Source organism: Lactobacillus kimbladii (assembly GCF_000970755.1).
Classification (GTDB): Bacteria; Bacillota; Bacilli; order Lactobacillales; family Lactobacillaceae; genus Lactobacillus; species Lactobacillus kimbladii.
This window is the reverse complement of the sequence record NZ_KQ034006.1, coordinates 1-21,738: the sequence shown is the minus strand read 5'-3', so window position 1 is coordinate 21,738 and position 21,738 is coordinate 1. Positions and strand designations below refer to the sequence as shown.

The window sequence follows — 21,738 nt, the reverse complement described above, 5'->3', positions numbered from 1 at the left end:
TTGGCGCGCTTTTTTAAGAGTATAATATAAGAATAGATTTAGAAATGGAGTGGATGTAATGGCAAATTTAGCATCGATTAACGCAGAACTCCCATGGCTATTGAGAATTGTAGTAGCTTCTTTGTGCGGAGCGTTGATCGGTTATGAACGTGCGATTCAAAGAAAAAGTGCCGGAGTGCGGACACATATTGTAGTTGCCTTTTCTTCCGCGCTATTTATGATAGTTTCAAAGTATGGTTTTGGCGATTTATTAAAAATGTCAGACGTTGCTTTGGACCCTTCCAGAATTGCTGCGCAAATAGTTTCAGGTATTTCATTTATTGGTGCCGGAACAATTTTAATTAAAAAGCAACAGATTTCCGGTTTGACAACTGCTGCTGGTATCTGGGCAACAGCTGCTATCGGGATGGCAATTGGTTCTGGTTTATACTTTATTGGTATTTTAGCAACTGCCTTGCTCTTTGTTATCCAGATGATGTTTCACGATGATGCCATAATTGATAAAATCATCATGCATATCAGGTTCAATATTCAGATAGAAGCCGTTAATAAGCCTGATATCCTGCACATAATTGAACAGGAGCTTGAGACAAATCATGTTGAAAATGTTTCCGTAAAAATACTTTTTGTCAGCGATGAAAGAATTATCTTTTTTGTAGACGGCATTATTAACAATAATATTGATGAAAACGATATTATTATGGCCCTGCGCAAGTATCCTGACATCAAGCGCATCAGTTATGCCAGTATAGATAAATAAAGCAAGTTACTTTTTAAGCAATAGTTAATTCTATTGTTTTTTTTGCATAATTTTTATCTTAACTGAGCAAACTCACTACAATATTGATATAAACTTTTTTGTGAAAGGAGAATTTATATGGCTGGACCACTTGATTATTTACGCTGGCGTGGTGACTTAAGCTTTTCAGAAAAACCATTTAACAGTGTTGATGCTTCGCTATTGTCATCCATAGCTTATTTACCAGCTGATAGTTCTGCCACTGGTCATACTTTAGGAGAGGTAGCTGAAAAACTGTATAAGCTGCCCTCTTTTCAACATCAAATGTATGCCGAAACTGCAACCGAGGTTATGTTATTACCAGAAAGTCCTAGAATTGGCAACATTAAAATTTTGGATTGGACTGATAGGCTGGAAAAAGAACCGCATCCCTTGCAATTTACTGCTGTCACCTTTTTTATTGATTCAAACACCATAGCCATTGCCTTTCGGGGAACCGACGGCACCATGATCGGTCTAAATGAAGATATGGGCATGAATTATTTACCGGAAATTTATGGTCAAGAAGTGGCCGCTAAGTATCTTACTGAAATTGCACATAAGTTTAGTGAACAGCAAATTTACCTCTTAGGTCATTCAAAAGGAGGCAATTTTGCTCAATTTGCTTTAAGTGCAGTTAGCCCTGAAATACAAAAACAGGTAATAAAAGCGATTAGTTTTGACGGGCCGGGCTTTTTCCATAAAGTGTATACGAGCCGTGGCTTCACTGCTTCTATGCCGAAAATGAAAACCTACATCCCTCAAGGCTCAATCTTTGGTGCAATGCTGGATCATCCTGAACAAGTATTGGTTGTTAAAAGTACTGTGCCTATGCGCAACCAACATGATCCGCGCCGCTGGTCAGTAGGGCGCGATAGTTTTACCCTGGCTGACGGATTATCGTCAGGCAGTCGCGTTATCAGACATGCTCTTATTAATTTTAATAATTCAATCCCTGATCAAGAAAGAAGCGATGCTTTTTCTGATCTTTTCGAGGCATTTGAAAATTACGATATTGATGAATTACACCAGCTAACCAGTAATAAAATAGTAGGAACTTATCGCTTTGGCCGCGCCTTTTTATCCCTGGAATCCGAAGAAAGAAAATTGCTGACACAGGTACTAAGCAACATCTGGAATTCATATAAAAAGAATATGACTCTGCCATTGATGAACAGCAACTATGAACTTTATCCTAAAAGTAATGATTCTAATAAGGCTCCAGTCTTTTATGAATTTTACGATCCGGAACGTCCCAATATTAAGTTGCCAAAAAGCATCCAGCGTAAATTACGGTAAATTGTTTCATGTGTAACCCAAAAAAGAGGCTGAGAAAACATTTAGTTTTCCAACCTCTTTTTAACTAATTAAATAATTATTTGTTCATTTTATCCTTAACGTCATCAACTTTGTCTTTGACGTTTTCAGTAGCTTCTTGAGCTTTGTCTTTGACATCACCGGCAGCTTGTTGAACTTTGCCTTTGACTTCTTTAGCTTTACCAGCTACTTTGTCTTTAAAACCTTTACCAGCCATTTTAATCGGTCCTTTCCCAAAAAATTAGCGAAATTTTGCTATTCACACCTTAATAGTACAATTTAGTAGAAATATTGTCATTAAAAACGCCTTATTTTTTGTTAAAATATAGTATAAATCAAAAAGTCACAGTGTTTTCCTTTAAAACACCGTGGCTTTTATTAATTTCTATTCGTTAGGCTGATCATGACTATAATCGAGGTTCGAAAAGCGATTATAGGGTTTAGAAAACATTAATTTCACTGTGCCCCTGCTACCAGAACGGTTCTTTTCAATGATAACTTCCACTTCACCGTTATCATCTTCAGCTGATACCTCTTTATTTTCTTCGCCCTCTTCTTCATCACGGTAATAATCATCACGATAAAGAAAGGAGACAATATCGGCATCCTGCTCAATTGAACCTGACTCACGAATATCGGACAAAACTGGTCTTTTATCCTGTCTCTGTTCAACTGAACGCGATAATTGCGATAAGGCAATAACCGGCACATGAAGTTCTTTAGCCAGTTTCTTCAATTGCCGTGAAATAGCGGAAACTTCCTGCTGGCGTGATTCACTGTGCGGACCTTCAATCAACTGCAAGTAGTCAATGACAATTAAGCCTAAATTGCCTTTTTCTTTAGCTAAGCGGCGAGATTGAGCCCTGATTTCACTCATCTTAATACCTGGAGTGTCATCAATATAAATATTAGCTGTTGCTAAAGAACCCGATGCCGCAACCAGCTTAGGCCACTCATCTTCGTCCAGTTGGCCAGTCCGCAAGTGCTGCGAATTAATTAATCCTTCTGAAGCCAGCATTCTTTGCACTAACTGTTCTCCACTCATTTCCAAGGAAAACATTGCCACAGTTTTATCAGTATGCAAACCAACATACTGGGCAACATTAAGCGCAAAGGAAGTCTTTCCCACTCCGGGACGAGCAGCCACAATTACCAGTTCATCATCATGAAAACCCGTAGTCATTTTATCCAGCTCGACAAAACCAGTAGGCAAACCGGTAACCATATTGCCATCTTCAGGAATATTGTTAATTTCATCAATCGTGGAATTAACAATATCCTTGATACTGCGAAAGCCATTCGCATTATTTTCCGATGAGACATTCATAATCTCGCTTTCGGCGTTATCTAAAATATCAGTAACATCATCGGAGTCCTGCATTGCATTCGTAATAATTTTTTGACTGGCAGAAATAAGCCGCCGCAATAATGCTTTGCGGTGTACAATTTTAGCATAATAAGTGACATGAGCAGCCGTCGGAGTCGCCATGGCCAGCTCAGAAACATAAGCAATGCCGCCAATATCATCAAGCTGATTTTTCTTAGTCAGTTCATCCTGCAGCGTTAACGGATCAATTGCATCCTCACGGTCAGATAAATCAAGCATAGCCTGGAAAACCAACTGATTTGCTCTCTTATAAAAATCATCCGGCTGAACCTCAGCACTGGCATCAGCTATTGCAGCAGGATCTATAAAAATTGCGCCCAGAACCGCTTTTTCAGCTTCATCGTCATGCGGTATCTGCTGTGAGACAATATTATCCATTAATTACGCCCACTTTTTTTCAGAATTCAACTAAAGGCTAATCCTGTTCGGTAACATGAACGCGAATTTTGCCTTCTACGCCCTTAAACAACTTAACCGGTACATTGGTGTAGCCCAACGATTTAATTGGTTCAGGCAGGTTTAATTTGCGTTTATCAATCTTAATACCAAATTGCTTTTCTAAACCTTCGACAATTTTTTTACTAGAAATCGAGCCGAATAGCCTAGAGTCTGAACCGGCTTTAGATTTAAAGTTAACTACTGTTTCATCTTTATCTAGTTCAGCCTTGATTTTTTCAGCCTCAGCTTTTTCAGCTTCATAAGTTGCCTTTTCGTTAGCAGCGACTCTTTCCAAAGTATGCATATTTGCTTTAGTAGCAGCTTTGGCTAAGCCCCTCTTAAATAAAAAGTTTTGGGCATAACCATCAGGAACATTTTTAACTTCACCGCGTTTGCCTCGGCCATTAACATCTTTAGTAAAAATAACTTTCATTGTGCTCTCCTTTTATTCATTTTCTTGTTCATAAGTATCCACCGCATCCATCAATTTGGCAAGTGCCTCTTTAATAGATATCCCTTTAATTTGGGTAGCTGCATTAGACAAATGACCACCGCCACCAAGTTTCTCCATAATTACCTGGACATTAATATCACCCATTGAACGAGCAGATATACCAATTGTATCCTTATTCCGCCGGGTAATTGCAAAGCTGGCTTCGACATTTTCTAAATCAAGAGCCGTATCTGCTGCTTGAGCCGTGATAATAGGATCAATTTCCTTGTCATCTGGCCCGCATAAAACAGCCATTTTGGGCTTGATCATTTTTAAGCTGCTGACCAAACGGGTACGCTGCAGAAAACTATCTATATCTTCTTTCAGCAGTTCGCTGACTCCCATTGTACTTGCACCGATCGACCGCAAGTAACTGGCAGCATCAAACGTCCGAGTACCAGTACGCAAAGAGAATTCTTTGGAATCAACCGTAATTCCTGCCAGCATTGCCGTAGCATCAAGGTCAGTTAACACGCGCTTGCCGGAACTTGGTTGCTGATATTCCACCATCTCAGTCACCAGTTCACAGGCCGATGAGGCATAAGGTTCAACATACGTCAGCATTGGATTCTCAGGGAATTCTTCACCACGACGGTGATGATCAATGACAATAATTCTATCTCTTAACCGATCATATAACTCTTTCGCATAAGTAATAGAGTATTTCGAGTGATCAACCATGACCAACATAGACTTGTCAGTCACTGCTTCCAAGGCATCCCCAGGAGCAATAAAAATATCATTATCTCCCTTTACCTTTGCCATTTTAGCAACTAAACGACTGACATCATAATTAGTTTTATTAACATCCAAGACAAAATTTGCCTTCACATGGTGCAGACGAGCGATTTTAACAACGCCAATGCCACTGCCGATTGAGTCCATGTCAGGGCTGGCATGGCCAACTACAAAAACGCGGTCTGCCTCTTTGAACAGCTCACTAATCGCCTGTGAAACCATTCTGGCTCTAACTCTGGTTCTTTTCTCCATCGGATTCGATTTACCACCAAAGAAACGAGCAGCCTTGCCTGGCTGACTGAGAACAACTTGATCGCCGCCCCTGCCAAGCGCAAGGTCAAGGTTTGACTGCGCTTGATCAGCTAACTCGGTAATCAAGCTGCTGCCAAAAGCAATACCAATTGACAAAGTTAGAGGCGTATTATTACGACTGGTTTCCAAACGCATTTTATCCAAAACAGAAAACTTATCTTTTTCCATTTTAGCCAAATCTTGCATGTGCAGTAACAACAAAAAGTGATCTTCATCAATGCGCTTGAGATAGGCATTAAAATTTTTAGCATAATCACTCAAAGTATTCTGAACATATGCGCTAGTAGTCGTTAGCTCCTGATCATGCATTGTTTCGCTTAATTCATCGTAGTTATCGATAAAAATCTGGCCAATGGCCAATAATTCATTATTGTATCTTTCTTCGATTTTGGCATAACGCGTAATATCAAGTAAATAAACAACACCGAGATTGTCCTGAATAACCATCTCAAATTGATGACCATCCCAATTTACTACATGATTCTCAGCTGTTTTAGCCTTCAATGATTCATCAATCAATTTATCTAGTTCAGGATCAACAGAAGCAATTGTATGTCCAATCAAATCTTCATTTTTTAAATAAAGCTGCAGGTAAGGATTAGCCCACTGAATTTGCCGATCCTTATCATAAAGTAAAATGCCGAGTGGCATTTTAATCATTGCCTCTTGCTCGCTGCGCTTAATCCGGTAAGACAAACTAACAGCAAAATTATTCGCATTGCCAGCCAAGATATATGCACCGTAAACAACGCATGCTACAGTCAAAATAAAGATCAAAACCATGGCCAAGCCAAATAATGGGTTCATGATCATTGCCACAATACTACCCAAAAGCGATAACGCTAAAATAATAATGACTGAGGCCGTGAGCCTGGAATCTTTAATAAAAGCAGGAAATTCAAGCTTACGTAAAAAATCTTTCATGTAAGGTCCTTCCTAAAATAATGTATAATACATCATTATTATTATACCTTGTATTCTCTTGATAAGAAACTAGGCAACTTATACTTCAATACGCAAAAAGGCTGTGTCAGCAACTTCTTATAGCAATCAATCTAAGTGAAAAAGAAAAACAGATAGTTGTATTATCATACTGCTATCTGCTTGCAATGAAAAATTATCATATAACCCTGAATAAATAGTCCAAAGCTATATTTTTAATTTTTTCTTTATTTGACTATGATACTAAAATTCGTCATCCGGTGAGTCTTCATATTTTGCTGCAATAAATTTGATCCCATTTTTAGCATCGCCAATTAGGTTAGGGCTACTTGAAACAAGTTGTGCATTAACATAACTAATAATCATCGGAAGATTCATTCCGGTGTAAAGCTCAAATTTGTTTTCTGAAGAAAGCAATGACTTATAAGCCACATTATATGGGGTACCACCAAGAATATCAGTAAACACAACAAATTTTTCTAAACTACCTGTCAAATTTAAAAAGCGCGTTTGAAAATGTTCCGGACTCTCGCCTTCTTTTAGATCAATTGTATGAATATTTTTTTGAGGGCCAAGAATCATCTCGGCACCTTCTTTAATACCTTTACAAAAATTACCATGACTAAGTAAAACCAAATCAGTCACATTAGCCTCCAATTTCAATTATGCTGATAAAATATGCAACCATGTACCAATGATACTGAAAGCAACAACAGTAACCAGAATCCAGGAAACTTTCCATTTCTTTCTAATCATCCATAAAACAATCAGGGTAGCTGCTAAAGGCAACATTGAAGGCACGATTTGATTTAAGGTACTAACTAAAGAAACTGCCGATTTACCAGTGCCGATTTTAATCGGAGAATTAACAACCACATAACTTGGAATCATGGCACCTACGACCATCATTCCCAAAATTGATGCTTTATTGGAAATACTTTGAATTATGTTAGAATCACTCACTCTTTGAATAAATTTGGTACCTTGCTCATACCCAATTTTTAGGCCAAACCATCTTACAGCGATTGTCACAACATTGTAGGAAGCCATAAATAGAATCGGACCTAAAATATTACCGGCTTGACAAAGGGCTAGAGAAATACCCATACAAATGACTCTCCAGGTTGTCAAAAACATTGAGTCTCCAATTGCAGACAAAGGTCCCATAAGACTTACTTTGACGTTGTTAATAATAGCCGGATCAAAGTCAGGATTGGCTTTATTTTCTTCCTCCATAGCAATGGACGTTCCAAGAACTAAGGGTAGCAACACATTAGTTATGTTAAAAAATTGCATATGCCTTTGTAGAGCTTGTGCTTTACCATTTTTATCGTCTTTATAAATTACCCGCAGTGATGGAACCATACTAAAAGCATATCCAGTAGCTTCTTGGCGTGTCAATTCCCAAGGAGCATTAGCTGCAAATGATCGCCAAAACGTTGACCAGAGAGCCTTGCGCATCTCATTATTAGAAACTTTCATCATCGTCTGTAGCTCCTTTTCCAATCAAATCCATTTGTTGTTTTAATTTTTTCTCGTTATAGTACAAAATCATTACAATAACCAGGCCAAAGATTGCTATTCCGATAATTGGAATTTTCAAGTAGGCAGTCAAAGCAAAACCGAGAATCATGTATGGAACGATGTCCTTGCGCAACATCTGCTGGATTAACAAGGCAAAACCAAAGGCAGGTAACAAGCCACTGGCAACAACTAGTCCATCTTGAACAAATTGAGGAATGACGCTTATTATTTGCTTAGAAAAGCCTGTTCCGAAGTAATAGGCTAGCATGATGAACAATACTGATGGTAAGAAATTAACAGCAGTACCACCCCAAAAAGCCATTAAACTTAATTTGCGGTCTTCAGCTTTTTTGGCATATTCATCCATTTTGTTAACATATAACGGTGCTACAAAAATATACATAACGTTCTGAACAATCAGAACCAGCATAGACAAAGGCAGTCCAAACGTTAAAGCTGCGGAAATCCCTTTTCCAGTTGATAATGCAAAAGTAGTTCCTAAAACTGATGCAGATACCATATCTTGAGGAGTAGAGATTCCAACTTCAACAACTCCAATGTATGCTAATTCCATCGCTGCTCCAACTTTAATTGCTTCAGGTATATTGCCTAAAACAATGCCGACTAGTGGTGCCAAAGCAATTGGTCTAAAAATCATTGATGCTCCGGTTAAAAAGTATTCACTATACCCAACTAAAGCCACTAAGCCAATTAATAATGTTTTTACAAGCATTTTTTATCCTCTATTCTGCAGAAAGATCAGTTTCTTTAACTACTTTTATCGACGATGTTGAGACTTGCTGCACTTCAACTTTAACGCCTTGTTCAATTATTTCTTTTAGCTGCTTTTCATCCTTTGAGTTTGTATTAACAGAAGGTGCTAGAATTCTAGTTTCGCTTGTTTCCTTAGTACCGCCCAAATTAAGAACCTTTGGTTTATTATTCATTTTGCTTATAATTCTGTATGCATCATTAATGCTTTCAACTATAATCATCAAATGGTACTTATCTGTTATTCCGCTATTCAAAGATTCAATGCTGCGGTCAATACTTTGCATCACCAACTTACTTCCAGAAGGCTTTGCCATTTTAATTGATGCTTTTCTGATAGGGTCTTTTGGTACATCATCATTAGCAATCAGGATACAGTCAGCACCTACTGCCCCATACCATGAGACTGCTACCTGACCATGAAGCAGTCGGTGATCTACTCGAAAAAGTTTTATCATAATTTTCAATTACTCCTTTCTTACTAGTAACTTTCATATATAGCGGTCGCTAAGCTGATTTTTGAATTAATTTGGAAAAAGTATCACTATTTTGACCCATCATTAAGCAGTTAATTAATATTAGTTTTAAAGCGATCGTTTCTGTTTTATTTTAATATTCAACTTTTCCCATATATCTTCTTACTTCTAAAGAGTGATTACGTACATCTGCAAGTTTTGCGCGATATTCACATAATACTGAGTAAAATAAAATTGGGTTAAAGTATTCGGCAACATTACTATCAATTAAGTCTAATCCTAATTCCTTAGCATCAACTATTTCTATTTTCTCAGCATACTTCTTTAAGAACTTGATCGCTCTTTCATCCAATGGTCGCGTTCTGCCAATACTTTCCATTACAATGTATGGTTTATCTTTATCGGTCACTTCAAAAGGACCATGGAAGTATTCACCGGAATGAATAGGAGCTGCATCAAGCCACTGCATTTCCATTAAACTGCAAATAGCAAAGCCATATGTATGACCAAAAGAAGCACCACTGCCCAGAATATAAAACATTGGTTCATGTTGATACTTATCAGCGAATCTCTTGGTACGATCCTGCACCTGAGCTAAGGCATTAGTAACAATTGTATCGATCTTGTTAAAGCCATCCGCAAACTCAGCCAACTTGTCGTACCCCTCCAATTGGCCCAAAATTTGAGAAGTAATATCAAGTACTATTGCCATGGGGTTTTTGACAACTTCATTTTCATTGCCCCATTCGTAAATTATTTTTTCATCTGAGTATTTTAATAGATCAGCCTTTGGGTTAAATGTTAATCCAATAGTAATAGCGCCTTTTTCTTGGGCTACTTTAGCTGCTTTCACAGATTCAGGAGTATTGCCACTATGTGAGCAAACAAAAACAATGGATTGTGCTCCTATCTTTTTAGGAGTAACATGTACAAATTCATTTGCTGTGTACCACCCAGTTGATAGATTTTCTGCTTCAGATTTTAAGAAATAATATGCTGGATACATATCTACCAAAGAACCACCACAAGCAGTGAAATAAATATTACTTATTTTGCCATCATTGTGTTTTACAACATTTTTTACAATTGTTTTATTGTCCATTTTTCCTCCATATTTATAACATCATATGTCGTTATATATTTTACAATTAAATTGTACACGCTTTCATAAGAAGTTGTCAACGCCTTTTGGGCATTATTTTGAGATCTACAGTTTAATCATTAAATTAAAAAAGCAGTACAGAGGCTTTTTTGCACCTATACTGCTTTCTACCTAAAAAATACTAAAACCCAAAAACGCTATTAGTTTATCATTTTTGATACTTCAATTAATTTAAACCATGAATTCATAGCGATCTGTTGCTATAAACTCTGTACCAAATTGAATTACCTTTTTATTGTTGTCAAAAACTTGATTTCGTAAATAAAACAATGGAAATCCCACAGAGCGGTTCAATAATCTTGCTTGCTCTTTATCAGCTAGAACAACACGTAAAATACTTTCCGAGTCTTTCAGGTTGTCTATGCCATAATGTTCTTTTAATATTTGATATAATGAATTACTTAAATCATAATTTGTTAATCCCTCAAATCTTGGAAGTGGGTAGTAATTACTTTCTATAACCGTTGGATCATTATCTAGATAACAAACTCTAAGAGAATGAATTGCATAGTCATTACTACATTTTAAGCATTTCCTTAATTCTGCATCAGTTTTAATTTTTTCCAGTTTTAAAACTTCCATCTTTGGCTTAAAACCATTTTTGATTGCAGTTTTTGAGAAACTTTCAATAGAATTGCTTTTTAATAAGCGTTTAACATGATGTAATTCTCGAACGAAGCTCCCTTTTCCTTGAACCTTTTCTACGATCCCATCTGAAACCAAACCATTAACGGCTTCACGTACAGTAATTCGACTTACGCCATAAATTTTTTTTAATTCTTCTTCACTTGGCAATTTTGTATCAATCGGATATGTACCCGTAAGAATTTTTTCGCGTAAATCTAGCATTACCTTTTGGTACTTAGTTCTTGCTTTATTTTCCATCATAATTCAAACTCTCAATCTAAAAAACGGCAAATCTATTAATTCATAAAGCCAAAATTTATCTAAGATTAATAAAACTCACGAGTCTATTGTTATAAACTAGGAAATAACAAAATTTTTGGATATGAAAACTGTACTATTCCGTTTTTCTATTATATAATTTATAATTTTCTCGTTTAAGACCACAAAATATTTGTAATATTTTATCTTGATATTGGTTAAATTTAACTAACGTGAAAACGAGTAAATGTATCAAAAATGACTTTATCTAAAATATCTACTCATCTATTATTATTTTAAATCCTACGCTCTTTAAGGACATAATTATTTTATACTATTACTAATTAAAGACAACAAGCATAAATTGATAAGATATTCATGGTCAAAAAAGTCATTACATGCAAATAACCAGTTTTAAGCATAATAAAAACCCTTCAGATAGGAAATAGTCCAATCTAAAGGGTACTTTAAATTTTATCTTAGTCTTCAGTAACAAATGGCAACAAGCCCATAATGCGAGCTCTTTCAATTGCCTTAGCTACCTTACGTTGATTCTTAGCGCTAGTGCCAGTGACACGACGTGGTAAGATTTTACCTCTTTCAGAGATAAAACGTTTCAACAAATCAACGTCCTTGTAGTCAACGTAATCAATATGGTTGGCAGCAATGTAGTCAACCTTACGACGACGATGAGCGCCGCCGCCTCTTCTTTGTTGAGCCATATCCTAGGTCCTTTCTGTTAATTTAGAATGGTAAATCATCATCAGAAATATCAATGGTATCACCTGACCCTGCAAATGGATCCTGAGTATTGTCCGGACCATTATTAGCAGTGTTATTCTGATTTGATCCTCCCATGTTAGGGGTATTATTAGTATTCTGATTGCCAAAATTGCCATTATTATTTGGTGTGTAACCACCATTTTGTCCGCGAGCTTCACGATCTTTACGTGATTCGAGCAATGCAAAGTTGTCAACGACAACTTCAGTTACATATACTCTTTGCCCGTCTTTATTATCGTAACTTCTGGTTTGAATTCGGCCATCTATACCAACAAGTGAACCTTTAGACGTAAAATTACAGAAATTTTCTGCAGATTTACGCCAAATGACACAGCTGATAAAATCTGCACCTCTCTCGCCTTGTGCGTTTGTATATTGACGATCTACAGCAAGAGTAAACGTAGCAACCGAGATTCCACTCCCAGTAGTACGTAATTCAGGATCACGTGTTAAACGGCCAACAAGTACAACTCGATTAATCATACTTCAGGTCCTTCCTTTCCTAAATCACGAAAACGATAAAGTTTTTGTTATTACTTAGCCAACTTTAACGGTCATTGAACGTAAAACGGCAGTATCAATCTTGGACAAACGGTCAAATTCGTTAACTGCGTCAGCATTATCAGCAGTGAAAGTCATAACGTGATATAATCCCTCACGATATTTATTAATTTCATATGCGAAATGACGCTTTTCCCAGTCTTTTGACTCAACCATCGTACCACCGTTATCGGTAATAACCTTATCATAGTTTTCAACTAATGCCTTTTTTGATTCTTCATCAATATCAGGCTTAATAATATAAGTTATTTCGTACTTAGTAGTTGTCATACTAGTGCACCTCCTTCTGGACTAAATGGTTCTTGCTAAAAATCAAGAACAAGGAGTAATTTTATTACTCGCAATCTCTAATTCTAGCACATAAACAAAAAATTACCAAACTATCTTCACGTGATCCAATAAGAAATTTTTATTTCTTACTAGTAAATACGTAAAATAATCTGATAATTTTTAAAAGTTTTAGTTCAATAATTAATCTTTCTCTTCATCAGTTTCTGCAGAAGCTGCTACTTCCTGGTCTTCTTCAGCAGGAACAATTGCCAGACTGGCAACTTTATTGTTGTCATTGACTTTAATCAAGCGCACACCGAGAGTGCTGCGTCCGGTTTGAGAAACGTCATTTGTCTTGAAGCGAATCATGATGCCATCATCGGTGATAACCATAATATCCTGACAGCCATCGATCACAGTCACTCCTGAAAGTGGACCATTTTTCTCAGTAATATTTGCGGTTTTAATACCCTTACCGCCACGACCCTTTGTCGGATATTCAGAAGCGGCTGTTCTCTTACCATAGCCTTTTTCAGAAATGACTAACACTTCATCGTTATTCTTAATGACACCGGAACCAACAACATAGTCATTTTCGCGTAAATTAATTCCGCGAACACCTGCAGCTGTTCGACCCATTGATCTAACATTTTTTTCATTAAAACGTACTGCATAACCTAAGTGAGTACCGATTAAAATATCCTGCTTGCCATCTGTAGCCAGAACATTATTCAACTCGTCGCCATCACGCAAAGTTAATGCAATTAGGCCACTATTGCGGATGTTACCAAATTCACTGACATGAGTACGTTTGACTGTTCCCATCTTCGTAATAAAGAACAGGTACTGGTCATCAGCATCTTCAGGAATATTGACAATTGTTTGGATCTTTTCGCCTTTTTCCAGTTGCAACAAGTTGACTATTGGCAATCCTTTGGCAGTACGACCAAATTCTGGAATTTCATAGGCTTTCTTTGAATAAACCTTGCCCTTGTTGGTGAAAAACAGCAACATATCGTGGGTACTGGAGTAAATTAGGTTCTCAATAAAGTCTCCGTCTTTAACGCCCATACCTTTGATGCCTTTGCCACCACGATTTTGGGTCTTGAATTCAGTAATTGGCATCCGCTTAATGTAGCCACTATGAGTTAAGGTCAGTAAAACATCTTGTTTTTCAATTAAATCTTCATCTTCAATTGAGACAACTTCGCTAGCGCCAATTTTAGTCCGCCGCTCATCGCCAAAGCGCTTTTGAGTATCCAGCAATTCATTATAAATGATTTCATTGATGCGCTCTGGTTTTGCCAAAATATCTTTATAATCGGCAATCTTAGCTTGCAGATCTTTGTATTCAGCCTCAACCTTATCACGTTCCAGTCCGGTTAACCGTACCAGCCGCATGTCTAAGATCGCTTGAGACTGCTTGTCATCAAGACCAAAGCGACTGATTAAAGCAGCTTTTGCAATATCACTTGATTGACTCTGACGGATTATATGAACAATTTCGTCAATATGATCAAGAGCAATTTGCAGACCTTCAAGAATATGAGCTCTAGCTTCAGCCTTTTCCAACTCAAATTTAGTTCTACGAGTAACAACATCTTCTTGGTGTTCCAAGTAATACTGGAGCATTTGCTTGAGGCTGAGAAAGTGCGGTGCGCCATCGACGATTGCTACCATATTCATGCCAAAATTAGCCTGCATTTGGGTCAGCTTAAACAAATTATTTAAAACCACACTGGCACTGGCATCACGGCGGATATCAATAGTAATTCTCATCCCCGTCTGGTCTGATTCATCACGCACACCGGTAATACCATCAATTGTTTTTGCCCGCGCTAAGTCGGCGATTTTCTTAACCAGTTCAGCCTTATTAACTAAGTAAGGTATTTCAGAAACAACTATTCTTTCGCGACCGCTTTTTTCAGTTTCAATACTAGTGTTGGCACGAACGACAATATTCCCGCGACCAGTTTCATAGGCCCGATAAATACCGCCGCGACCCATGATAGTGCCACCGGTAGGAAAATCTGGGCCCGGAATTGCCTTCATCAATTCTTTAGTAGTGACATCAGGGTTGTTCATTAACATGTGCAGCCCCTTAATCACTTCTGATAAGTTATGCGGTGGTATGTTGGTCGTCATACCAACAGCAATACCGCTGGTACCATTAACTAATAAGTTTGGTATTCTAGCAGGTAATACTACTGGCTCATTTTCAGAATCATCGTAATTACGCTGCCAATCAACAGTATTTTTATTGATATCGCGCAACATTTCAACCGCAATTTTGCTCATGCGTGCCTCAGTATAACGCATTGCGGCCGGCTCATCGCCATCAACTGAACCAAAGTTGCCGTGACCGTCGACGAGCATATAGCGATAACTGAAATCCTGTGCCATATGGGCCATCGCTAAATAAATTGAAGAATCACCGTGAGGGTGGAACTTACCCATAACTTCCCCCACGATTCTGGCTGACTTTTTGTATGGTTTATCTGGTGTAACACCTAGTTCACTCATGCCATAAAGAATCCGGCGCTGAACCGGCTTCAAGCCATCGCGCACATCGGGTAAAGCCCGCGCGACGATAACGGACATGGCATAATCCAAGAATGAACTATTCATTACGCTGGTCAAATCAACGTTTCTTATTCTGTGATCCTGACCTTGATTGTCGTTATCCATTTAAACCTCCTATGCATCCAAGTTTTCAACGTATTTAGCGTTAGTTTCAATAAAATTGCGCCGTGGTCCAACTTCGTTACCCATCAGCAATTCAAACACCTCATCAGCATTTTTAGCATATTCTGGGCTGACACGATCAAGTCTTCTGTTTTCCGGATTCATGGTAGTATCCCATAATTGTTCCGGATCCATTTCACCTAGTCCCTTATAGCGCTGTACCAATGGCTTAGGACTTGGTTGCAAACTCCCTAAATAGTCATGCAATTCTTCGTCGGTATCTAAGTATCTGACAACTTTGCCTTGACGGACTTGATATAGAGGCGGACGTGCAATATAAACGTAGCCTTTTTCAATCATCGGACGCATGTAATTGTAAAAGAGGGTTAAAAGCAGTGTCCGAATGTGGGCGCCATCAACATCGGCATCAGTCATAATAATTAATTTATGATAGCGCGCTTTAGAAACATCAAAATCCGCACCAAAACCGGTCCCTAAAGCTGTAAATAGTGAACGGATTTCTTGGTTAGCTAAAATACGGTCCATTGAAGCTTTTTCAACGTTCAAAATTTTACCACGGATCGGTAAAATAGCTTGAGTCAGCCTTGAACGTCCTTGTTTAGCAGAACCACCAGCAGAATTACCCTCAACTATGAATAATTCAGAAATGCTGGGGTCGTTACTGGTGTTGTCAGCCAATTTACCAGGCAGGTTGGCAATTTCCAGTCCTGACTTTTTACGCGTAACCTCACGAGCTCGTTTAGCAGCTGTCCGAGCCCGTTCAGCTAATTGGGCCTTTTCAACAATTTTGCGACCAACTTGCGGATTTTCCATTAAGAAACGGTTGAAGGTTTCCGAAAACGCGTGATCAACGGCTGTTCGAGCATCAGAGTTGCCTAATTTAGTTTTAGTCTGGCCTTCAAATTGGGGGTTAGGGTGCTTGACAGAAACTACAGCTGTCATTCCTTCACGAATATCTTCGCCAGAAAGATTATCATCACTGTCTTTTAGCAGTTTAGTTTTATGAGCATAGTCATTAACTACCCGAGTTAAAGCTGTCTTAAAACCAGCCTCATGCATTCCGCCTTCATAGGTATGGATGTTGTTGGCAAAGGTCATCAACGTTGTTTTATAACCTTTTGTATATTGCAAAGATACCTCAACGTTGATATCGTTGTCATTACCTTCGACATAGATTGGCTCATCAAATAGTACTTCTGTATCGCGATTTAAGAAAGAGACATACTCTTGAATGCCACCTTCATAGTGATAGACGTCTGTTTCCGCGCTGTCTTTGCGCTTATCGGTAAATGTTAATTTCAAGCCCTTATTTAAAAAGGCCAGTTCACGGATACGATTTTTGAGGATCTTGTCATCAAATGAAGTGGTTTCAGTAAAAATATCGGGATCTGGGAAAAAGTGCACTATGGTACCATGTTCAGATAAAGGCACAGTCCCCGTTACTTTCATTTCATCAACTACGCGACCACGACTAAAGTCAATAAAGTACTTTTTACCGTCACGCATTGTTGTAACATCTAGCTTAGTTGATAAAGCATTCACGACAGAAGCACCCACTCCGTGCAAACCGCCTGAAACCTTATAGCCGCCACCACCAAATTTACCACCGGCGTGTAAGACAGTAAAAACAGTTTCAAGAGCAGGTCGACCCGTCTTTTTTTCAATATCGACCGGAATACCACGACCATCGTCTTGAACAGTGACACTGCCATCTTCATTAATTGTGACTTCAATCTTGCTGGCAAAACCGGCTAAGCTTTCGTCGATACCATTATCAATTATTTCCCACACTAAGTGGTGCAAACCCTGAGAGCTAGTTGAACCGATATACATTCCTGGACGTTTACGGACTGCTTCAAGTCCGCCTAAGACTTGAATCTGACTGGCATTATATTTATCGGCTTCTTTTTCATATTGCTTAATTTGCTTAAGATTTTCTTTGTTATTATTTGCCATGCAATTTCCCCTCTTCTAAATAAATTTGTCCAGATTTTATGCGGTATATTTTCGGCTTCTTAATTATTTCCCAGGAAATACCCTCAAGATCTGTTGTCGTGATAAATGTTTGCGTTTTGCCGTGAATGTAGTTAAGTAAGGCACTTTGACGGTTATGATCAAGCTCACTCATAACATCATCAAGTAGTAATAACGGATATTCATCGGTTAATTGGTGCACAAGCTGGATCTCAGCTAATTTAATACTAAGCGCGATGGTTCTTTGTTGGCCCTGAGAGCCATATAAATGAGCGTTTTTACCATCAAGTTCAAAGTCAATGTCATCCCTGTGAGGACCACTCAAAGTAGTACCCTTAAGAATCTCAAGCTTCTGATTGTTTTGAAAATTATTTAATACTTTATGATAAACTTCTTCTACGCTGTCTTTTACCGAAATTTCTTTTACCGATGGCCGATAGATAACCTCAAGTTTTTCAGCACTGGTACTAATGTGAGCGTAGGCATCACGAGCGTATTGATCTAAGTAATTTAAGAATTGAAAGCGACGAACAATTACTTCTGCAGCCACACCTGCCAGCTGATCTGATAAGACTTCTAAAAACATAGTGTCATGAGCTTCGCCTTTGGCTAACTGCTTTAAATAATTGTTTTTTTGCTGCAAAACCTGCTTATACTTGCCCGCAAAATAAAGGTATTCCGCACTAATTTGACCAAATTCCTGATCCATAAAACGTCGTCTTAAATTAGGTGCACCTTTAATCAGGTCTAAATCTTCAGGAGAAAATAAAATAGCGTTCAATTGTCCCACATACTTGGATAATTTCGCTTGTTCGACTCGATTTACCCAAACTTTTTTACCCTTAGTGGTAATTAAAACCCGCAAGGATAAATCAATTTGACTTTTATAAATGTGCCCCGAAACATTGGCATAATCTTTACCAAAAGCAATTAGTTCTTTGTCGTTGCTGGTCCGGTGGGACCGTGTTAAAGCCAAAAAATAAATTGCTTCAAGCAGATTAGTTTTGCCTTGCGCATTTTGTCCTATAAAAATATTGACGTTAGGATCAAAATCAACTTCAAATTGCTGCAAGTTGCGGTAATTTTGAGCGATAAAATGCTTGAGATACATAACCTACCGCAATTCGTAAGATTCGTGGTTAACTTCAAGTTTATCACCGGAGCGTAATTTCTTACCCCGCCTATTTTCTTTTACTCCATTCACTAAGACCGGATTTTCTTGCAGATACCACTTAGCTTGACCACCTGAAGAAATAATGCTTTCTTCTTTTAAAAACTGCCCTAGAGTAATGTATTCACTCGTTACCTTAAATTCTTTGATCATAACCACCTTCACCCTTTAAATACCTATAATAAGTATATTCGTTTCACAAGCAAAAAACAACTAAAAGCCCATATAAAGCCATATAAACGGATTTTTTTCAAATAAACAATTCATAGTGATTGACCTCAAAAATAAACCAGCAAGCTTTTGTGGTCGATTATAAAAATTCTGCCAGAAAAAAAGCCATCAATTGATGACTTTTTATTTTTGTTAAGTTTGACAATGATTAAAATGTTCTAACCGGTGTAATTAATTGAACAAAATTAATATCAGTTTTATCTGGATTCACAGTAAATGGACGCAGCGGCTGGGTGAAATCCATGATGACAGAATCTGTTACTGAAGCTTTTAGTGCATCACGTAGATAATCCGGGTTGAAAGAAATCTTTAAATTGTTGCCCTCAAGTTTCTTAAAACTGACATCTTCTTCAACATTACCAATTTCTGCTGATTCACCCGATAATTTAGCACTTTGTTTTTCAGTATCTAACGTTAGGTCAACCACATTATTACGTCCCGCATGCGTCAATAAACTTGCCCGATCTAACGCACTGGAAAGTTCCATCAAATCAAATTCTACAGTTGTTGTACTGTCAGTCGGAATCAGGCGCTCAGTATCAGGGTAACTACCTTCAAGTAAACGTGAATAAAACAGAATGTTGCCAATTTCAAAAAGTACTTGATTTTCACCAGGGCAAACTTTAATTTCTGGATCTGTTTCACCGATGATGCGCGCAAGTTCCAATAAACTCTTTCCCGGAATAATCAGATCTGTTTTCGTTTGTGGCCCATTTTCTAAAGTCAAAGCGCGGCTTGACAACCTATGCGAGTCTGTGGCCACAGCATGGATTTTGTCAGGACTAAAAGTAAAGTGGACACCTGTCAAAACTAGGCGACTTTCCTGCGTTGCTACTGCAAATTGGGTTTCATTAATAATTTCACGAAAAGTTTTTCCCGAAATAACAAAAGAGGACTCATCTGGAATTTCCGGTAATCTGGGATAGTTATTGGCATCTAAGCCATTGATAGTAAATTCACTGTTTTCAGAGATAATTTGTGTTTGAAAACTTTCTTTGACTTCTAATGAAAATTCTTTTCCTGGCAAACGCCTAATAATTTCGCTAAAAAACCGAGCCGGTAAAACAATTGAACCTGTTGAGTCAACAGTTAAATCTTCACTTACTGGTATCTTTATCTCAATTGAAATATCTGTATCACTACCAGTTAAGAGCAATTCCGTTTCCGTTAAATTAAGCTTAATTCCGCTAAGAATTGGAATTGTTGCCCTTGAAGAAATAGCATGCATTACATTGTTTAAATTGTCTAAGAAAAGATTTCTATTTACTGTAAATTTCATTTGGTGCCTCCTGTTATTTTGTCTGTTTCCTTTATATTAATTATATATTTAATTAGTAGTATTAGTAGGTCCTGTGATTTCTGTTGAAAAGCTAAATGACTCTTAAAATAACGTAATTATTACGGTTAAGAAAATGTGTACAAGTCTGTTACTTATCCACAGTTAATAACTTTTAGCGATCAAGCATTTGCTTTAAGTCAAAAACTGCAGTTTTAATATCAGAATTCGTTTTAATTTCCCTGCTAATTTTTTCATAAGCATGCATCACGGTTGTATGATCCTTGCCACCAAATTCCTGACCAATTTTAGGCAGGCTGGAGTCAGTCAGTTCACGAGACAAGTACATTGCAATTTGCCTAGGAACCACAATTTGTCTGACCCGCTTTTTTCCTTTCAACTCCGTTGTTGAAGTTTGGAAATAATTAGCAACAACTTCTTGAATTTTTGAAATTTGCAGACCTTGGTTTTTTTGGACTAGTTTAAGGTCTGCCAAAGCTTCTCGAGCCAAATTAACATTGATATCTTCATGCTCAATTGTGGCGTGGGCTTGTACTTTTACCAAAGCCCCTTCTAGTTCACGAATATTAGTGTCAACTTGCGAAGCTATGTAGTCTAAAGTGCTGTCGTCGATTGTTAAATTTTCAGCCTCAGCTTTTTTGCGTAGAATTGCAATCCGCGTCTCCAAATCAGGCGGAGTAATTTCAACTTGCAAACCCCAAGTAAATCTTGATACCAGCCGTTCTGACAGATCAGGAATTTCAGTTGGCAGGCGATCACTCGTCATGACTATTTGCTTTTGATCATTGTAGAGAGTCTCAAAAGTATGGAAAAATTCTTCTTGAATACCCTCTTTTTTAGCAAAAAACTGAATATCATCTACAAGTAATAAGTCGCAAGTGCGATATTTTGCGCGAAATTGATCCTGAGTTTTATTTTTGATTGAGTTAATAAAATCATTAACAAAAGTTTCGCTTTGAATATAAACGACTTTGGCATTGGGCCGCTCGGCCAGCATTTGATGCCCAATAGCTTGCATCAAGTGTGTTTTTCCTAGTCCCACGCCACCAAAAATAAAAAGTGGGTTGTAAAAGCTGCCAGGACTGTCTGCAACGGCCAAGGCTGCACCCGCGGCCAATTTATTGCCTTCACCCTGAACAAAATTGTCAAAAGTGTACTTTTCATTAAGCTTAAGATTCCGCACAAACGCATTTTCCATTTGTGGCCGCGCATTTTCTGATATTGACTCGTTTTTTGGCTTAGGTGTTACCAGTCGTTCACTGCTTTTTTCACCTTCAATTTGAAAAACAGGCATGACCTCAATATTAGCGTAGCCGTAGGCAGATTGAATTAATTGTGAAGCCAAATTTTTTTCCCAATATCCTTTGGTTACAGGATTTTGCACGGCAATTTTGAGTTCGTGCGTATCTTTATTGTAGGAAATTGGTCTGGTATTTTTAAACCATGCATTATAAGCAACTTCATTAAAATGTTCACGCATCTCGCTATTGAAATGATGCCAAAATTTATTAATGTCAAACAA

The 21,738-nt window shown here is 37.9% G+C and carries 21 protein-coding genes; 2 read left to right on the top strand and 19 right to left on the bottom strand.

Annotated features, from left to right (window positions below; all coding sequences use genetic code 11):
- The first annotated feature begins 58 nt into the window (after positions 1 to 58).
- A complete protein-coding gene (locus JF75_RS00100) occupies positions 59 to 760 on the top strand; it encodes an MgtC/SapB family protein (RefSeq protein WP_034978650.1) in 702 nt (233 codons plus the stop codon).
- Between the two features lie 117 nt (positions 761 to 877).
- Positions 878 to 2,077: a DUF2974 domain-containing protein gene (locus JF75_RS00095; protein ID WP_046331334.1), complete on the top strand. Its 1,200-nt coding sequence runs from the start codon at positions 878 to 880 to the stop codon at positions 2,075 to 2,077.
- A 76-nt stretch (positions 2,078 to 2,153) separates the two neighbouring features.
- On the opposite strand, the gene JF75_RS10475 is transcribed toward JF75_RS00095, so the two are convergent.
- The 19 genes from JF75_RS10475 to dnaA form a co-directional block, all read right to left on the bottom strand.
- A complete protein-coding gene (locus tag JF75_RS10475) occupies positions 2,154 to 2,312 on the bottom strand; it encodes a CsbD family protein (protein ID WP_141639294.1) in 159 nt (52 codons plus the stop codon).
- A 168-nt stretch (positions 2,313 to 2,480) separates the two neighbouring features.
- Positions 2,481 to 3,860, bottom strand: coding sequence for a replicative DNA helicase (gene dnaB, locus JF75_RS00090; RefSeq protein WP_045927257.1), 1,380 nt, complete (start codon positions 3,858 to 3,860; stop codon positions 2,481 to 2,483).
- Positions 3,861 to 3,897: 37 nt separating this feature from the next.
- Positions 3,898 to 4,353 (bottom strand): 50S ribosomal protein L9, encoded by a 456-nt coding sequence (gene rplI / locus JF75_RS00085; protein WP_046331333.1) that lies wholly within the window; start codon positions 4,351 to 4,353, stop codon positions 3,898 to 3,900.
- 12 nt (positions 4,354 to 4,365) lie between these two features.
- Positions 4,366 to 6,387, bottom strand: a complete 2,022-nt coding sequence (locus tag JF75_RS00080; RefSeq protein WP_046331332.1) for a DHH family phosphoesterase — start codon at positions 6,385 to 6,387, stop codon at positions 4,366 to 4,368.
- 261 nt (positions 6,388 to 6,648) lie between these two features.
- The gene (locus JF75_RS00075; RefSeq protein WP_046331331.1) at positions 6,649 to 7,050 is read right to left on the bottom strand and encodes a PTS sugar transporter subunit IIA; all 402 of its coding nucleotides are present in this window, start codon (positions 7,048 to 7,050) and stop codon (positions 6,649 to 6,651) included.
- A gap of 18 nt (positions 7,051 to 7,068) precedes the next feature.
- Entirely contained in the window at positions 7,069 to 7,890 is an 822-nt protein-coding gene (locus JF75_RS00070; RefSeq protein ID WP_052726825.1) for a PTS system mannose/fructose/sorbose family transporter subunit IID, read from the bottom strand.
- Positions 7,874 to 8,662, bottom strand: a complete 789-nt coding sequence (locus tag JF75_RS00065; RefSeq protein WP_034978638.1) for a PTS mannose/fructose/sorbose/N-acetylgalactosamine transporter subunit IIC — start codon at positions 8,660 to 8,662, stop codon at positions 7,874 to 7,876. The genes JF75_RS00070 and JF75_RS00065 overlap by 17 nt, the downstream gene beginning before the upstream one ends.
- Before the next feature lie 10 nt (positions 8,663 to 8,672).
- Positions 8,673 to 9,158 (bottom strand): PTS sugar transporter subunit IIB, encoded by a 486-nt coding sequence (locus tag JF75_RS00060; protein ID WP_046331330.1) that lies wholly within the window; start codon positions 9,156 to 9,158, stop codon positions 8,673 to 8,675.
- A 151-nt stretch (positions 9,159 to 9,309) separates the two neighbouring features.
- Complete coding sequence (locus JF75_RS00055) at positions 9,310 to 10,278, bottom strand: SIS domain-containing protein (RefSeq protein ID WP_046331329.1); 969 nt, start codon at positions 10,276 to 10,278, stop codon at positions 9,310 to 9,312.
- 231 nt (positions 10,279 to 10,509) lie between these two features.
- A complete protein-coding gene (locus JF75_RS00050) occupies positions 10,510 to 11,226 on the bottom strand; it encodes a GntR family transcriptional regulator (RefSeq protein ID WP_046331328.1) in 717 nt (238 codons plus the stop codon).
- Positions 11,227 to 11,702: 476 nt separating this feature from the next.
- The gene (gene rpsR / locus JF75_RS00045; protein ID WP_046331327.1) at positions 11,703 to 11,945 is read right to left on the bottom strand and encodes a 30S ribosomal protein S18; all 243 of its coding nucleotides are present in this window, start codon (positions 11,943 to 11,945) and stop codon (positions 11,703 to 11,705) included.
- 22 nt (positions 11,946 to 11,967) lie between these two features.
- Positions 11,968 to 12,489 carry a single-stranded DNA-binding protein gene (gene ssb / locus JF75_RS00040; protein WP_046331326.1) on the bottom strand — a complete coding sequence of 174 codons (522 nt, stop codon included), beginning with the start codon at positions 12,487 to 12,489 and terminating at the stop codon, positions 11,968 to 11,970.
- 54 nt (positions 12,490 to 12,543) lie between these two features.
- The gene (rpsF, locus tag JF75_RS00035) at positions 12,544 to 12,837 is read right to left on the bottom strand and encodes a 30S ribosomal protein S6 (protein ID WP_034978626.1); all 294 of its coding nucleotides are present in this window, start codon (positions 12,835 to 12,837) and stop codon (positions 12,544 to 12,546) included.
- 201 nt (positions 12,838 to 13,038) lie between these two features.
- Entirely contained in the window at positions 13,039 to 15,525 is a 2,487-nt protein-coding gene (gene gyrA, locus JF75_RS00030) for a DNA gyrase subunit A (protein ID WP_046331325.1), read from the bottom strand.
- Between the two features lie 9 nt (positions 15,526 to 15,534).
- Complete coding sequence (gene gyrB, locus JF75_RS00025) at positions 15,535 to 17,499, bottom strand: DNA topoisomerase (ATP-hydrolyzing) subunit B (protein WP_046331324.1); 1,965 nt, start codon at positions 17,497 to 17,499, stop codon at positions 15,535 to 15,537.
- A complete protein-coding gene (gene recF, locus JF75_RS00020; protein ID WP_046331323.1) occupies positions 17,489 to 18,628 on the bottom strand; it encodes a DNA replication/repair protein RecF in 1,140 nt (379 codons plus the stop codon). Before recF ends, gyrB begins: the two co-directional genes overlap by 11 nt.
- A 3-nt stretch (positions 18,629 to 18,631) precedes the next feature.
- Positions 18,632 to 18,841 (bottom strand): S4 domain-containing protein YaaA, encoded by a 210-nt coding sequence (gene yaaA / locus JF75_RS00015; RefSeq protein WP_046331322.1) that lies wholly within the window; start codon positions 18,839 to 18,841, stop codon positions 18,632 to 18,634.
- Between the two features lie 226 nt (positions 18,842 to 19,067).
- Positions 19,068 to 20,198, bottom strand: coding sequence for a DNA polymerase III subunit beta (dnaN, locus tag JF75_RS00010; RefSeq protein ID WP_046331321.1), 1,131 nt, complete (start codon positions 20,196 to 20,198; stop codon positions 19,068 to 19,070).
- 172 nt (positions 20,199 to 20,370) lie between these two features.
- The coding region (gene dnaA, locus JF75_RS00005) for a chromosomal replication initiator protein DnaA (RefSeq protein ID WP_052726824.1) at positions 20,371 to 21,738 on the bottom strand (1,368 nt) is incomplete at its 5' end.

Excerpts from the sequence above, each read along its gene's own strand:
- JF75_RS00100 (WP_034978650.1), top strand. The coding sequence starts at position 59 with ATGGCAAATTTAGCATCGATTAACGCAGAACTCCCATGGCTATTGAGA.
- JF75_RS00095 (WP_046331334.1), top strand. The coding sequence starts at position 878 with ATGGCTGGACCACTTGATTATTTACGCTGGCGTGGTGACTTAAGCTTT.
- JF75_RS10475 (WP_141639294.1), bottom strand. The coding sequence starts at position 2,312 with ATGGCTGGTAAAGGTTTTAAAGACAAAGTAGCTGGTAAAGCTAAAGAA.
- dnaB (WP_045927257.1), bottom strand. The coding sequence starts at position 3,860 with ATGGATAATATTGTCTCACAGCAGATACCGCATGACGATGAAGCTGAA.
- rplI (WP_046331333.1), bottom strand. The coding sequence starts at position 4,353 with ATGAAAGTTATTTTTACTAAAGATGTTAATGGCCGAGGCAAACGCGGT.
- JF75_RS00080 (WP_046331332.1), bottom strand. The coding sequence starts at position 6,387 with ATGAAAGATTTTTTACGTAAGCTTGAATTTCCTGCTTTTATTAAAGAT.
- JF75_RS00070 (WP_052726825.1), bottom strand. The coding sequence starts at position 7,890 with ATGATGAAAGTTTCTAATAATGAGATGCGCAAGGCTCTCTGGTCAACG.
- JF75_RS00065 (WP_034978638.1), bottom strand. The coding sequence starts at position 8,662 with ATGCTTGTAAAAACATTATTAATTGGCTTAGTGGCTTTAGTTGGGTAT.
- JF75_RS00060 (WP_046331330.1), bottom strand. The coding sequence starts at position 9,158 with ATGATAAAACTTTTTCGAGTAGATCACCGACTGCTTCATGGTCAGGTA.
- JF75_RS00055 (WP_046331329.1), bottom strand. The coding sequence starts at position 10,278 with ATGGACAATAAAACAATTGTAAAAAATGTTGTAAAACACAATGATGGC.
- JF75_RS00050 (WP_046331328.1), bottom strand. The coding sequence starts at position 11,226 with ATGATGGAAAATAAAGCAAGAACTAAGTACCAAAAGGTAATGCTAGAT.
- rpsR (WP_046331327.1), bottom strand. The coding sequence starts at position 11,945 with ATGGCTCAACAAAGAAGAGGCGGCGGCGCTCATCGTCGTCGTAAGGTT.
- ssb (WP_046331326.1), bottom strand. The coding sequence starts at position 12,489 with ATGATTAATCGAGTTGTACTTGTTGGCCGTTTAACACGTGATCCTGAA.
- rpsF (WP_034978626.1), bottom strand. The coding sequence starts at position 12,837 with ATGACAACTACTAAGTACGAAATAACTTATATTATTAAGCCTGATATT.
- gyrA (WP_046331325.1), bottom strand. The coding sequence starts at position 15,525 with ATGGATAACGACAATCAAGGTCAGGATCACAGAATAAGAAACGTTGAT.
- gyrB (WP_046331324.1), bottom strand. The coding sequence starts at position 17,499 with ATGGCAAATAATAACAAAGAAAATCTTAAGCAAATTAAGCAATATGAA.
- recF (WP_046331323.1), bottom strand. The coding sequence starts at position 18,628 with ATGTATCTCAAGCATTTTATCGCTCAAAATTACCGCAACTTGCAGCAA.
- yaaA (WP_046331322.1), bottom strand. The coding sequence starts at position 18,841 with ATGATCAAAGAATTTAAGGTAACGAGTGAATACATTACTCTAGGGCAG.
- dnaN (WP_046331321.1), bottom strand. The coding sequence starts at position 20,198 with ATGAAATTTACAGTAAATAGAAATCTTTTCTTAGACAATTTAAACAAT.